The organism is Pseudomonas sp. NPDC077186 (assembly GCF_044543505.1).
Taxonomy (GTDB): domain Bacteria; phylum Pseudomonadota; class Gammaproteobacteria; order Pseudomonadales; family Pseudomonadaceae; genus Aquipseudomonas.
This window is the reverse complement of record NZ_JBITWE010000001.1, coordinates 765582-777998: the sequence shown is the minus strand read 5'-3', so window position 1 is coordinate 777998 and position 12417 is coordinate 765582. Positions and strand designations below refer to the sequence as shown.

The window sequence follows — 12417 nt, the reverse complement described above, 5'->3', positions numbered from 1 at the left end:
GCGGCTATTCTAACCGGGTCGGTTGGCCGTGGTTAGCTAAGGAGCAGGCATGCACCATCGCGTGAAGGATTGGCTGGAGTTCTGGCTGACCCTGTCTCGGCGTTTCGTCCAGAATCGCGGCGCCGGCAGCGCCGCGGCCTTGACCTATACCACGCTGTTCGCGGTGGTGCCGATGATGACCGTGACCTTCGCCATGCTCTCCGCCGTTCCGGCCTTTCAGAACGTCGGCGAGGATATCCAGGGTTTCATCTTCCGCAACTTCGTGCCCTCCACCGGCGAGACGGTGCAGCAGTACCTGCGCGCGTTCACCGTGCAGGCGCGGCAGTTGACCTGGCTCGGCGTGGCGCTGCTGGCGGTGACCGCCTTCCTCATGCTGGTGACCATCGAGAAGACCTTCAACCACATCTGGCGGGTGCGCCAGCCGCGCCGCGGCATGTCCAGCTTCCTGCTGTATTGGGCGATTCTCAGTCTGGGCCCGCTGCTGCTCGGCGCCGGGTTCGCGATCAGCACCTACATCACCTCGCTGTCGCTGATCTCCGGGCCGGATGCGCTGCTCGGCGCCAAGACGCTGCTCGGCTTCATGCCGCTGCTGTCCAGCGTGGCGGCCTTCACCCTGCTCTATGCGGCGGTGCCCAACACCCGCGTGCCGCTGAGTCATGCCCTGCTCGGCGGGTTGTTCAGCGCGCTGCTGTTCGAGCTGGCCAAGTCACTGTTCGGCCTCTATGTCAGCCTGTTTCCCGGCTACCAGCTGATCTACGGCGCCTTCGCCACGGTGCCGCTGTTTCTGCTGTGGATCTACCTGTCCTGGCTGATCGTGCTGCTCGGCGCCGAGCTGGTCTACGGGCTGTCGCAGCCGCGCCACTGGCGGCGTCAGCCGTTGCCGCGCACCCTGGTGCTGCTGGGCGTGCTGCGCCTGTTGCTGCAGCGCCAGCAACGCGGCGAGGCGCTGCGCCATGCGGATATGCAACGCGCCGGCTGGAGCTTGCCGGAAGACGAGTGGGGCGAGGTGTTGGATTTTCTTGAGCGCGAGCAACTGGCCTGTCGCGCCAGTGGCGGTTGGGTGCTGTGCCGCGACCTGCATCGCTTCAGCCTGCAGCAGCTGCTGGAACGCAGCCCCTGGCCGCTGCCGCGCCTGGCGCAGTTGCCGGCGCAGCTCGACGAGCCCTGGTTCCCGGCGTTGCGTCAGGCGCTGGAGCACTTGCAGGCCGAGCGCGCCGAGCTGTTCGGCGCCAGCCTGGCTGACTGGCTGGCAGGGCCGGGGTGACCAAGAATTTCTGGGAGAAATTCTTGACGTCGCGCAGCGACGGCCCGAAGGGGCACCGCCAGGGATGGCGGGTGACAAAAAACGTCAGTTTGCGGCGTCCGTCTTCCGCAGCGCGGTCATGGCGATGGCCTGGACGCCAGGCAATGGGGCTACAAGGGGGCTGGCACGCTTCTGGCAAAGGCGGTATCAGCTGCTATCGAACTGCCAGCAGGGCAGGGATCGCTAAGGGTATTGGCAGTAATGACTGGTCGCAAAGACAAGGTAATTCATCTGCATCGGCGTGACCCGCAGGGGGCGCTGACGCGGCTCAACCGCATCACCGGGCTGCACTTTGCACGTTGGCCGGAGTCGCTGCTGGCGCATGCCGAACAGGATGCGCAGCTGCCGGCCGAGGCGCCGTCGCCGTTACCGGCCAGCCCCGGGGTTTCCTCCGGCTGAAACGAAAGGCTATGTACCTGTCAGCTGTTGCTGGTGCTCCAGGGAAGGCTCGGGGCCTTGTAGGGTGGGACGGGCGGCGATCCGCTTAAGCCCACGCCAACCACCGTTGGTGGGCTAAAGCCCACCCTACGGGCCTTTGCACCCACTCCCAACACTGAACGCAGACCTAGTCAAACGAAAACCCCGCGACTGAGCGCGGGGTTCGGCAGCCACTCGCCAGGCGCTCAGGCCATGGCCTGGCGGCTCTCGCTGCTGGCCAGTTCGACGGCCTGGACGAAGAACTCCTCGACCACCAGGCTCTGCGCCGGTACCGCCGAGCGCAGGCGTACCTGCATGTCCTCGATCTTCTGCCTGACCAGCATGCGGGCGATGCCCGACAGCAGGATCTTGCCCTGGGCGTTGACCTTGCCGTGGTCGACGTTGACCTCGCGGCGCTTGTCGCCGTCGCGGTAGCTGACCAGCAGCGACACCGGCAGGTTGGCCAGGCCCGGCAGCTGCAACCAGGCCGCGACGTTGTATTCGGCCACCCGGCCCTCGTAGGGCGTGACCAGCAGGCGGGCGACGTCGACGATGCGCGAGGGCACGGAGCCGATCAGCTTGTCTTGTGCTTGGGACATGACGGGATTCCAGGCTGATAGCGAATTAAATGAAACACCAGTGCCAGGAATTATAAGCAGGCCGCCGCGGCCGAAACTGTGCACTCTGCAGACAGGCGGCGTGACTGGCCTCGCAGTTTCGCGTATCAGGCCAGTTTCAGGGGATGACGGCTGACCGAGGGCGTCTCCAGGTTGCTCGCCGGCAGCGGCAGGATCGCCTGGTTGTGCACGCTGGCCAGTTGCAGCCAGAGGTGCTCGCCGGCGGCGAACTGGCCGTTGGGCAGCCATACCCCGTGGTGCCAGCCGTTGCCCGGCGCCGGGGTGCTCTGCAGCACGCCGGGGTGGGTCTGGGCATTGGGCGCGCGGCGCAGCCAGACCGGGCGCGGCAGGCCCTTGAGGTAGCGCAGGCCGAGGTGCAGGCCCTCGCTGTTGAGGTGGCGCCAGCGCACCAGGGCCAGGGTCGGGGTGCCGTTGGTGAGCAGCAGCACCAGTTGGCCGATCAGCAATTGCCCGCCCTCGTTGGCATTGCACAGCAGGCGCGCGCCGCCGGGGCTGGCGTCGAGGATATGGGCCTCGGTGCGCTGCGGCAGCTTGTCCAGCAGCTGGGCGTGGATGGCCGGCAGGCCGATCACCAGGCTGCACTGGCCGTCGAACTCGGCGCGTTCGTGGCGGCGTTGCTGGCGCCCCAGCCAGTGCTGGCGCACCTGTTCGAGCAACTGGCGCTCGGCCTGGCTCTGCAGCGGTGCCGGCTCGTGCAGGGCGATCAGCAGGGCGCCCAGCTCGAAGCGGCGCAGGTAGGCCTTGTCGCCCTCGATGCGCTGCTCGAACGCCAGGCAGGCCTGCGATTCGCTGAGATCGACTATCGGCCCCTCGGCCTCGTCTTCCTCGTCCCAGGGCAGCAGGCGCGCCAGGCCGGCCATTGGGGCGAGGGCGGCGAACAGGGTGGCGCACTCGCCTTCGGCCAGGTGGAAGGGGTTGCTCAGGGCCAGCAGCAGCATCTGCTGGTACAGGCCGCGCAGGGTGCTGGCCGGCTTGGGCTGGAAGGCGGCGGCGACCGGTTCGTCCAGGCACTGCTGGTGTTCGCCGATCCAGTACAGCAGGTGGCTGTCGCGCCACAGCGCCGGCGGCGGTTCCTGGTACAGCTGGAAGTGGCGCAGCAGCTGCTGGGCGAGGAAGTGCTGGGCCATGTACAGGCACCAGGCCAGGTGCGGGCGCGACGGCTGGCGACCCTGGAGGATCTGCAGCAGCAGGCGCTTGAAGCCGATCGCCAGCTCGCCGCACAGGCGCACGAACAGCGCGCTCGGCGTGTGGCCGCGGCCGAGCAGGGCGGCATAGTGGCGGTATTCGTCGCTGAAATTTTGCAGCGCGCGTTGCCTTTCCAGTAAGGTCAGGCCGCTGCGGTTGAGCGTGAACAGCAGGCCGAGCACCTGTTGCAGGCCGTGTTCGGGCTCCAGGTGGCGGGCGGCGGCGAGCTGTTCGGCGATTTCTGCCGGCGCGGCGGCGCCGTCTTCGCGGATGTCGGGTACTTCCAGGCGCAGGGCATCCAGCGTCATATCAACCCCGGGTGGACGAGGATCGAGTACATGGGCTTACGGCTCCGGATGGTCTGCAAGGCTGTTTTAGGTATCTGCGCCGGTCTGCTGCTGGCTGGCTGCGCCGAGGACTTCGGCCTCGACCAGTATGGACGAAAGGTAACGGCTGGCAGCGTCGATGGCCAGTGGCTAGTCATTAATTATTGGGCCGAGTGGTGCGCCCCCTGTCGCACCGAGATTCCCGAACTCAACGCCCTGGCCAAGCAGCTCGAGGGGCGCTCGGCGCGGGTGCTCGGGGTCAACTTCGACGGCCTGCAGGGCGAGGATCTCAAGCGCGTCTCCGAGGCCTTTGGCATCGCCTTCAGCGTGCTCGCCGTCGATCCGGCGCCGCGCTTTCAGTTGCCGCGCAACGACGTGCTGCCGGTGACCTATATAGTCGACGCCGACGGCCAGCTGCGCGAGCGCCTGGTTGGCGAGCAGACCGCCGCCGGGCTGCTGGCGCATCTCGAGCGCTTGCGCGGCGAATAAGGACGCGTTGCCCCAAGCAACTTGGGGGCTGGTCGTAGGTTGGCGCTGAGCGCAGCGAAGCCCAACGGGGAGCACGCAGTGCTCCGCTCGACGATCTCTGATTCGTTGGGCTTCGGCGCTACGCACCTCAACCCAACCTACGACTCGGTGTGCGCCGCGCCGCGACACCCAGGCAGTGGCCGGCTGGTCGTAGGTTGGTGCTGAGCGCAGCGAAGCCCAACGGGGAGCACGCAGTGCTCCGCTCGACGATCTCTGACTCGTTGGGCTTCGGCGCTGCGCGCCTCAACCCAACCTACGGCGAAATAATGCACTCGCTCACCAACCCGGCACCCCGCTCATGTCCGGCAGCTGGTGGGCGATGCCCTTGTGGCAGTCGATGCAGGTGGCGGAGCCTTCGGCCAGGGCGCTGGAGTGCATCTGCCGGGCGCGCGGGCTCTGCTTGGTGAAATCCATGAAGTCGAAGTTGTGGCAGTTGCGGCACTCCAGCGAGTCGTTGGCCTTGAGCCGCGCCCATTCGTGCTCGGCCAGCTCGCGGCGGTGGGCGAGGAACTTGTCGCGGGTGTTGATGGTGCCGAAGATCTTGCCCCAGACCTCCTTCGACGCCTGCATCTTGCGCGCGATCTTGTCCGTCCACTGGTGCGGCACGTGGCAATCCGGGCAGGTGGCGCGCACTCCGGAGCGGTTGCTGTAGTGGATGGTGTCCTGCAGCTCGACGTAGACGTTGTCGCGCATCTCGTGACAGGAGATGCAGAACTGCTCGGTGTTGGTCGCCTCCAGCGCGGTGTTGAAGCCGCCCCAGAAGATGATCCCGGCGATAAAGCCGCCGAGGGTGAGAAAGCCCAGGCTGTAGTGCACGCTCGGGCGACGCAGGATGCCCCAATAGTCCTTGAGCAGGGCCAGTAATGACTTCATGAATTCTCCTCAGGGCTGCGCCGCGCCGGCCGCTTCGCCCTGCAGCAGCTGGTCGATGTTCTCGAAGCTGTTGCCCACCAGTGGCTGCACTTCTTTCTGCGGCACATGGCACTGGGTGCAGAAGTAGCGCCGCGGCGACACCGCGGCCAGCGCCTGGCCGTCGCGATCCATGTAGTGGGTGATGCTGATCATCGGCGCCTGGCTGCGCGCGCTGTTGGCGCGGCTATGGCAGGCCAGGCACTTGTTGCCGTTGGCGTCGACCTGGTAGCCGCGGATGCTGTGGGGGATGGTCGGCGGCTGCTCGGGGTAGTTGCGCTCGCGCTTGAGGTCCTTGTTCTCCTCGTTGGCGATCACCGGTGCCGGTAGCGTCTGGCTGAGGGTGCCGCCGGGACGGCGGCCGTCCGGCGCCGGGGCGTCGAGGGGGTAATCGAGCTCGGCGGCGACGGCCAGGCCGAAGGCGGCGAGCAGTAGCAGGGGCAGATGACGCAGGCTCATGGCGATGCTCCTCAGGCCAGGCTGACCAGTTCGATCTTCACCGCACACTTCTTGTAGTCGGTCTGCTTGGAGATCGGGTCGGTGGCGTCCAGGGTGACCTTGTTGATCAGCTTGTTGGCGTCGAAGAAGGGCACGAACACCAGACCGCGCGGCGGCTTGTTGCGCCCGCGGGTTTCCACCCGGGCGCGCATCTCGCCGCGCCGGCTGACCAGCTTGACCTCGCTGCCGCGTCGCGCGCCGAGGGTCTTGGCGTCGTCCGGGTGCATGTAGACCAGGGCGTCGGGCACCGCGCCGTGCAGTTCCTCGACGCGCTGGGTCATGCTGCCGGTGTGCCAGTGCTCCAGCACCCGGCCGGTGCTGAGCCAGAACGGGTAGTCGCTGTCCGGTGCCTCGGCCGGGGGCTCGTAGGGCAGGGCGAAGATGATCGCGCGCTTGTCCGGGTGACCGTAGAACTGCACGCCGCTGCCTTTCTCGACATAGGGATCGAGGCCCTCGCGGTAGCGCCAGCGCGTCTCCTTGCCGTCCACCACCGGCCAGCGCAGGCCGCGTTCGGCGTGGTAGGTGTCGAACGGCGCCAGGTCGTGGGCGTGACCGCGGCCGAACTGGGCGTATTCCTCGAACAGGCCCTTCTGCAGGTAGAAGCCGAAGGCCTCAGCCTCGTCGTTGGCGTAGCCGGCCTCGATCTGCTCGCGCGGGAACTGGTCGACCTGGCCGTTGGCGAACAGCACCTGGTACAGGCTTTTGCCTTTATAGGCCGGCGCCTTGGCCAGCAACTCGGCGGGCCAGACCTCGTCGGTGCTCAGGCGCTTGGAGAATTCCACCAACTGCCAGAGGTCGGACTTCGCTTCGCCCGGCGCCTTGACCAGCTGGTGCCAGAACTGCGTGCGGCGCTCGGCGTTGCCGTAGGCGCCTTCCTTCTCCACCCACATGGCGCTGGGCAGGATCAGGTCGGCGGCCTGGGCCGAGACGGTGGGGTAGACGTCGGAGACCACGACGAAGGCCTGCGGGTTGCGCCAGCCCGGCAGCACCTCCTGCATGATGTTCGGCCCGGCCTGCATGTTGTTGCTGGCCTGGGTCCAGTAGACCTTGAGCACGCCGTCCTTGAGCTTGCGGCTCTGCTCCACGGCGTGGAAGCCGACCTTCTCCTGGATGGTGCCGGGCGGCAGCTTCCAGATCTTCTCGGCGGTTTCGCGGTGCTTGGGGTTGGTCACCAGCAGGTCGGCCGGCAGGCGGTGGGCGAAGGTGCCCACCTCGCGCGCGGTGCCGCAGGCCGAGGGCTGGCCGGTGAGCGAGAAGGGGCTGTTGCCCGGCTCGCTGATCTTGCCGGTGAGCAGGTGCAGGTTGTAGATCAGGTTGTTGGCCCACACCCCGCGGGTGTGCTGGTTGAAACCCATGGTCCAGAACGACATGACCTTGCGCTTGGGGTCGGCGTACAGCTCGGCCAGGGCCTTGAGCCGCTCGGCCGGCACGCCACTCTCCTTGGCGGTGCGCTCCAGGGTGTAGGGCTTGACGAAGGCGGCGAAGGCCTCGAACGACATGTCGCTCCAGCTGTTGGCCTTGGCCGCGTTCTTGGCCTGTTGCTCCAGCGGATGGTCGGCGCGCAGGCCGTAGCCGATATCCTCGGTGCCCTTGGCGAACCTGGCGTGCCGGGCGACGAAGTCCTGGTTCACCGCGCCGCTCTCGATGATGTGATTGGCGATGTAGTTGAGGATCAGCAGGTCGCTCTGCGGGCTGAACACCATGGGGATGTCGGCCAGGTCGAAGCTGCGGTGCTCGAAGGTCGACAGCACCGCCACCTGCACATGCGGATGGCTGAGGCGGCGGTCGGTGACCCGGCTCCACAGGATCGGGTGCATCTCGGCCATGTTCGAGCCCCACAGGACGAAGGCGTCGGCCGCCTCGATATCGTCGTAGCAACCCATGGGTTCATCGGCGCCAAAAGTGCGCATAAAGCCCATCACCGCCGAGGCCATGCAGTGGCGCGCGTTGGGGTCGATGTTGTTGCTGCGCAGGCCGGCCTTCATCAGCTTGTTGGCGGCGTAGCCTTCCCACACCGTCCACTGCCCGGAGCCGAACATGCCGACCGCCTCGGGGCCGTGCTCGGCGATGGCCTGCTTGGTCTTCTGCGCCAGGATGTCGAAGGCCTGCTCCCAGCTCACCGGCTGGAACTCGCCCTGCTTGTGGTAGGCGCCGTCCTGCATGCGCAGCAGCGGCTGGGTCAGGCGGTCGACGCCGTACATGATCTTCGACAGGAAGTAGCCCTTGACGCAGTTCAGGCCGCGGTTGACCTCGGCCTTGACGTCGCCGTGGGTGGCCACCACGCGGTTGTCCTTGGTCGCCACCATCACGCTGCAGCCGGTGCCGCAGAAGCGGCAGGGCGCCTTGTTCCAGTCCAGGCGGGTCATGTCCGCCTCGGTGACCAGGTTGCTCGCCGTGCTGGCGAGCGGCAGGCCGGCGGCGGCCGCGGCGATGGCGGCGGCGTTGGCCTTGGCGAAATCACGGCGGGAAAGCTTCATTGTGGGTCCCCTTCGGCGGCGAGGAGTTCGTGATAGACCAGGGCGGCGTTGAGCACCCCGGGCAGGGCGTTGATCTGCTCGATGCGTTCGAGAATCTGCCGCTCGTGCTCGGCCTCCAGCACCACCACCAGCTTGCCCTGCGGGCTTTCCTGGTGCAGTTCGAGGCCGCCCAAGCGGCGCAGGTTGGCCTTTACCGCCTCGAACAGTTCGGGGCGGACGTGAACCAGCAGGCTGGCGATGTGCAGGGCTTCGGCCATGTTCCGTGGCTCCAGGGGTAGTCGGGGTCAGCTGGGCGGGCCGGGCGGCCCCAGCAGCATCTGCATGAACCAGATGAAGAAGCCGTAACCGCCGACCAGGGCGACCGACAGCAGGGGAAAGAGGCAGACCACCAGGAACAGGAACAGGCGGGTTTCCTTGCCCTTCGGGGTGGCTTCGGCGGCGGCTTTGCGCATGCGATCGACTCCGTTCTCGTGTCGACTTCAGGCTAGACCTTATAAGCAGTGCGGGCAAAAGCCGTTGAGCTGGATCAAGACAAATGGCTTTCGTCCGCCCGCGCGGCGCGCAGCGCTTGTGCCGGTGCGGCACAGCCAGGTTGATAGGTAGCGTGCTAAGCTTTTTGTCGGCCGTTCCAGCGCCCCGTTTCGTGAGTCCGTTCCATGTCCGCTACCCATCTCGCCCGCGGCACCGCCGCCTACCGGCGTGCCACCCTGGCGCTGTTCTGCGCCGGTTTCGCCACCTTCGCCATGCTCTATTGCGTGCAGCCACTGCTGCCGCTGCTGGCGGCGCATTTTCGCGTATCGGCGGCCAGTAGCAGCCTGGCGCTGTCGCTGACCACCCTGAGCCTGGCGCTATGCCTGCTGGTGTCCGGCGCGCTGGCCGAGAGCTGGGGGCGCAAGCCGGTGATGGCCGGCGCCCTGGGCCTGGCCGCGCTGCTCGGCATCGCCTGCGCGCTGGTCGACAGCTGGAACCACCTGCTGTGGCTGCGCGCCTTGCTCGGTCTGGCCCTGAGCGGCCTGCCGGCACTGGCGATGGCCTACGTCGGCGAGGAATTCGACCCGGATGCGCTGCCCGCGGCCATGGGCCTGTATATCGGCGGCACCGCCCTGGGCGGGCTGCTCGGGCGTCTGCTGGCCGGCCTGCTCAGCGACCTCGGCGGCTGGCCCTGGGCGCTCGGCGGCATCGCCGGCCTCGGTCTGCTGGCGCTGGCGCTGTTTCTTTGGCTGCTGCCGCCGTCGCGGCATTTCCGCGCCCAGCCGCTGTCGCTGCGCGGGCTGCTCGGCAACTTCGCCCTGCACCTGGGCAACCCGCGGCTGCGCCTGCTGTTCGCCCTGGCCTTCCTGCTGATGGGCGGCTTCGTCGCCCTGTTCAACTACGTCGGCTTTCGCCTGGCCGCGGCGCCGTTCAACCTCTCGGCCACGGTGATCGGCCTGCTGTTCACCGTCTACCTGCTGGGCATCTTCAGCGCCGGCTGGTCCGGCCGGCTGGTGCCGCGTTTCGGCGCGCGCCGGGTGCTGCTCGGCGGCATCGCGCTGATGCTGCTCGGCGTGGCCCTCTGCGCGACGCCCTGGTTGAGCGCCGCGGTGGCCGGCCTGGCGCTGTTCACCCTGGGCTTCTTCGCCGCCCATGCGGTGGCCAGCGGCCAGGTCGGCGCCCATGCCCAGGGCGCCAAGGCGCAGGCCTCGGCGCTGTACCTGTGCGCCTACTACCTGGGCTCGAGCCTGGTCGGCTACGGCGGCGGCTACGTCTGGGAGCATGCCGGCTGGCTGGCGCTGCTGGCCGTGCTGGCGACCCTGTTCCTGCTCGCCGCGGCCCTGGTGCGGCGGTTGTAGGCGCTCTGCCGGTCGTTCAGTGCGGGTTCAAGGTGGAGGCAGTAGTCTTGGTGCAGGCGCTGCATCGGGATCGGCGCCAAACGTCAGGGCCGGGCCTCTCGCCCAGCCCGTCAGCCAATAGGGGATGCGTCATGAAATTGTTGGTGGTGGAAGACGAAGCGCTGCTGCGCCACCATCTGTTCACCCGTCTCAGCGAGCAGGGCCACGTCGTCGACGCCGTGCGCACCGCCGAGGAGGCGCTGTACCGGGCCGAGTCCTACCACCACGACCTGGCCCTGGTCGACCTCGGCCTGCCCGGCATGAGCGGCATCGACCTGATCCGCCAACTGCGCAGCCAGGACAAGCACTTCCCGATCCTGATCCTCACCGCCCGCGGCAACTGGCAGGACAAGGTCGAGGGGCTGTCCTGCGGCGCCGACGACTACGTGGTCAAGCCGTTCCAGTTCGAGGAACTGGAGGCGCGCCTGAACGCCCTGCTGCGGCGTTCCTCGGGCTTCACCAAGTCGACTATCGAGGCCGGCGGCCTGGTGCTCGACCTCAATCGCAAGCAGGCCGCGGTGGACGAGCAGCCGCTGCAGCTGACCGCCTACGAGTACCGCATCCTCGAATACCTGATGCGCCATCACCAGCAGGTGGTGGCCAAGGAACGGCTGATGGAGCAGCTCTACCCGGGCGACGAGGAACGCGACCCCAACGTCATCGAAGTGCTGGTCGGGCGCCTGCGCCGCAAGCTGGAGGCGGCCCTCGGCGGCAAGCCGATCGAAACCGTGCGCGGCCAGGGCTACCTGTTCAACGAGCGCTGCAAGTGAGCCGCAGCCGCGCCTACCTGCGCCGGCTGCGCGCGCGCCTGGGCTCGCTGCGCCTACGCCTGATGCTCGGCACCGCCGTGCTGGCGGTGCTGTTCATGCTGGTGCTGCTGCCGGTGCTGCAGGGCGTGTTCAACCAGGCCCTGGAGCAGACCGTGGAAAAGCGCCTGGCCTCCGACGCCACCGCGCTGATCTCCGCCGCGCGCATCCACGACGGCCAACTGCGCATGCCGGAGAAGATGCCGGACGAGGAATTCGACAACCTCGACTCGCACCTGCTCGGCTTCATCTATGACCGCGACGGCCAGCTGCTGTGGCGTTCGCGCTCCTCCGAGGACGAGGCGATCGGCTACCGGCCGCGCTACGACGGCCGCGGCCACGAGTTCGCCCGCGTGCGCGACGAGCACGGCGAGGAATTCTTCCTCTACGACATCGAGGTCGACCTGCTGCGCGGCAACGCCGCCGCCTTCAGCATCGTCACCATGCAGCCCACCCGCGAGTACCAGAAGCTGTTCGACGGCTTCGTCTGGCGCCTCAAGCTGTGGCTGGGCATCGCCCTGCTGGCGCTGCTCGGCCTGCTCTGGTTCGGCCTGACCTGGGGCTTTCGCAGCCTGCGTGGCCTGAGCGACGAACTGGACGGCGTCGAGGCCGGCACCCGCCAGCACCTGAGCGACCAGCACCCGCGCGAACTGCTGCGCCTGACCGGCTCGCTCAACCGCCTGCTGGACAGCGAGCGGCGCCAGCGCGAACGCTACCGCGACTCCCTGGAAGACCTGGCGCACAGCCTGAAAACCCCGCTCAGCGTGCTCCAGGGCCTCGGCGAAACCCTCGCCGGCCAGCCGGCCAACCGCGACCAGGCGCAACTGATGCAGGCGCAGATCGAACGCATGAGCCAGCAGATCGGCTATCAGCTGCAGCGCGCCAGCCTGCGCCGCAGCGGCCTGGTGCGCCACCGCGAGGCCGTCTGGCCGCTGCTCGACGGCCTGTGCCTGTCGCTGGACAAGGTCTACCGCGACAAGCGCGTGCAGGTGGACCTGCAGGTGGCCGAACACAGCCAGATCAGCATGGAGCGCGGCGCGCTGATGGAACTGCTCGGCAACCTGCTGGAAAACGCCTACCGCCTGTGCCTGCACCGCGTGCACGTGAGCTTGGAGGAACTGCCCGACGGCTGCCGCCTGACCATCGAAGACGACGGTCCCGGCGTGCCCGCCGACCAGCGCGCCCGCGTGCTGCGCCGCGGCGAACGGCTGGACGCGCAAAACCCGGGGCAGGGCATCGGCCTCGCCGTGGTGCAGGACATCATCGACAGCTACGACGGCGAACTGAGCCTGGAGGATTCGCCGCTGGGCGGGGCCTGTTTCAGGGTGCGCCTGTACGATTGAGGCAAATCCGGAACGCAACGCAGCGCCACTGCCCGTAGGGTGCGCCGCGCGCACCATCCATCCGCTCGCCGTGGCCGGCCTCTTACCTACACAGGCTAGCCGGTAGCCGCGTGTAGAGT

Annotated in this window: 13 protein-coding genes; 6 read left to right on the top strand and 7 right to left on the bottom strand. The window is 67.8% G+C overall.

Annotated elements, in window-relative coordinates:
- Positions 1-49 precede the first annotated feature (49 nt).
- Both ACIGKL_RS03555 and ACIGKL_RS03550 read left to right on the top strand, forming a co-directional pair.
- Complete coding sequence (locus tag ACIGKL_RS03555) at positions 50-1264, top strand: virulence factor BrkB family protein (protein ID WP_397485320.1); 1215 nt, start codon at positions 50-52, stop codon at positions 1262-1264.
- Between the two features lie 240 nt (positions 1265-1504).
- Positions 1505-1702: a hypothetical protein gene (locus tag ACIGKL_RS03550; protein ID WP_397485319.1), complete on the top strand. Its 198-nt coding sequence runs from the start codon at positions 1505-1507 to the stop codon at positions 1700-1702.
- A 224-nt stretch (positions 1703-1926) separates the two neighbouring features.
- Here ACIGKL_RS03550 and ACIGKL_RS03545 read toward each other — a convergent pair whose 3' ends face one another.
- The gene (locus ACIGKL_RS03545; protein ID WP_397485318.1) at positions 1927-2319 is read right to left on the bottom strand and encodes a hypothetical protein; all 393 of its coding nucleotides are present in this window, start codon (positions 2317-2319) and stop codon (positions 1927-1929) included.
- A gap of 125 nt (positions 2320-2444) precedes the next feature.
- Complete coding sequence (locus ACIGKL_RS03540) at positions 2445-3851, bottom strand: PilZ domain-containing protein (RefSeq protein WP_397485317.1); 1407 nt, start codon at positions 3849-3851, stop codon at positions 2445-2447.
- A 48-nt stretch (positions 3852-3899) separates the two neighbouring features.
- Here ACIGKL_RS03540 and ACIGKL_RS03535 point away from each other — a divergent pair, with 48 nt between their 5' ends.
- Complete coding sequence (locus tag ACIGKL_RS03535; RefSeq protein ID WP_397486242.1) at positions 3900-4358, top strand: TlpA disulfide reductase family protein; 459 nt, start codon at positions 3900-3902, stop codon at positions 4356-4358.
- A gap of 315 nt (positions 4359-4673) precedes the next feature.
- Here the strand turns inward: ACIGKL_RS03535 and ACIGKL_RS03530 are convergent, their stop codons facing one another.
- Genes ACIGKL_RS03530 through napE form a run of 5 tightly spaced genes read right to left on the bottom strand, consistent with a single transcriptional unit; the run spans position 4674 to position 8733 of the window.
- Complete coding sequence (locus tag ACIGKL_RS03530) at positions 4674-5270, bottom strand: cytochrome c3 family protein (RefSeq protein WP_397485316.1); 597 nt, start codon at positions 5268-5270, stop codon at positions 4674-4676.
- 9 nt (positions 5271-5279) lie between these two features.
- A complete protein-coding gene (locus tag ACIGKL_RS03525) occupies positions 5280-5765 on the bottom strand; it encodes a nitrate reductase cytochrome c-type subunit (RefSeq protein WP_397485315.1) in 486 nt (161 codons plus the stop codon).
- Between the two features lie 11 nt (positions 5766-5776).
- Entirely contained in the window at positions 5777-8281 is a 2505-nt protein-coding gene (gene napA, locus ACIGKL_RS03520) for a nitrate reductase catalytic subunit NapA (RefSeq protein WP_397485314.1), read from the bottom strand.
- A complete protein-coding gene (locus tag ACIGKL_RS03515; protein ID WP_397485313.1) occupies positions 8278-8538 on the bottom strand; it encodes a chaperone NapD in 261 nt (86 codons plus the stop codon). The genes napA and ACIGKL_RS03515 overlap by 4 nt, the downstream gene beginning before the upstream one ends.
- Before the next feature lie 27 nt (positions 8539-8565).
- Positions 8566-8733 (bottom strand): periplasmic nitrate reductase, NapE protein, encoded by a 168-nt coding sequence (napE, locus tag ACIGKL_RS03510; RefSeq protein ID WP_397485312.1) that lies wholly within the window; start codon positions 8731-8733, stop codon positions 8566-8568.
- Between the two features lie 204 nt (positions 8734-8937).
- On the opposite strand from napE, the gene ACIGKL_RS03505 reads away from it, so the two are divergent.
- From ACIGKL_RS03505 to ACIGKL_RS03495, 3 genes are all read left to right on the top strand, one after another.
- Positions 8938-10110 (top strand): MFS transporter, encoded by a 1173-nt coding sequence (locus ACIGKL_RS03505; RefSeq protein ID WP_397485311.1) that lies wholly within the window; start codon positions 8938-8940, stop codon positions 10108-10110.
- 131 nt (positions 10111-10241) lie between these two features.
- Positions 10242-10919, top strand: a complete 678-nt coding sequence (locus tag ACIGKL_RS03500) for a response regulator (protein ID WP_397485310.1) — start codon at positions 10242-10244, stop codon at positions 10917-10919.
- Positions 10916-12298, top strand: a complete 1383-nt coding sequence (locus tag ACIGKL_RS03495) for an ATP-binding protein (protein ID WP_397485309.1) — start codon at positions 10916-10918, stop codon at positions 12296-12298. Before ACIGKL_RS03500 ends, ACIGKL_RS03495 begins: the two co-directional genes overlap by 4 nt.
- Positions 12299-12417 lie beyond the last annotated feature (119 nt).

Coding starts and splice junctions, on each gene's coding strand:
- ACIGKL_RS03555 (WP_397485320.1), top strand. CDS start 50: ATGCACCATCGCGTGAAGGATTGGCTGGAGTTCTGGCTGACCCTGTCT.
- ACIGKL_RS03550 (WP_397485319.1), top strand. CDS start 1,505: ATGACTGGTCGCAAAGACAAGGTAATTCATCTGCATCGGCGTGACCCG.
- ACIGKL_RS03545 (WP_397485318.1), bottom strand. CDS start 2,319: ATGTCCCAAGCACAAGACAAGCTGATCGGCTCCGTGCCCTCGCGCATC.
- ACIGKL_RS03540 (WP_397485317.1), bottom strand. CDS start 3,851: ATGACGCTGGATGCCCTGCGCCTGGAAGTACCCGACATCCGCGAAGAC.
- ACIGKL_RS03535 (WP_397486242.1), top strand. CDS start 3,900: ATGGTCTGCAAGGCTGTTTTAGGTATCTGCGCCGGTCTGCTGCTGGCT.
- ACIGKL_RS03530 (WP_397485316.1), bottom strand. CDS start 5,270: ATGAAGTCATTACTGGCCCTGCTCAAGGACTATTGGGGCATCCTGCGT.
- ACIGKL_RS03525 (WP_397485315.1), bottom strand. CDS start 5,765: ATGAGCCTGCGTCATCTGCCCCTGCTACTGCTCGCCGCCTTCGGCCTG.
- napA (WP_397485314.1), bottom strand. CDS start 8,281: ATGAAGCTTTCCCGCCGTGATTTCGCCAAGGCCAACGCCGCCGCCATC.
- ACIGKL_RS03515 (WP_397485313.1), bottom strand. CDS start 8,538: ATGGCCGAAGCCCTGCACATCGCCAGCCTGCTGGTTCACGTCCGCCCC.
- napE (WP_397485312.1), bottom strand. CDS start 8,733: ATGCGCAAAGCCGCCGCCGAAGCCACCCCGAAGGGCAAGGAAACCCGC.
- ACIGKL_RS03505 (WP_397485311.1), top strand. CDS start 8,938: ATGTCCGCTACCCATCTCGCCCGCGGCACCGCCGCCTACCGGCGTGCC.
- ACIGKL_RS03500 (WP_397485310.1), top strand. CDS start 10,242: ATGAAATTGTTGGTGGTGGAAGACGAAGCGCTGCTGCGCCACCATCTG.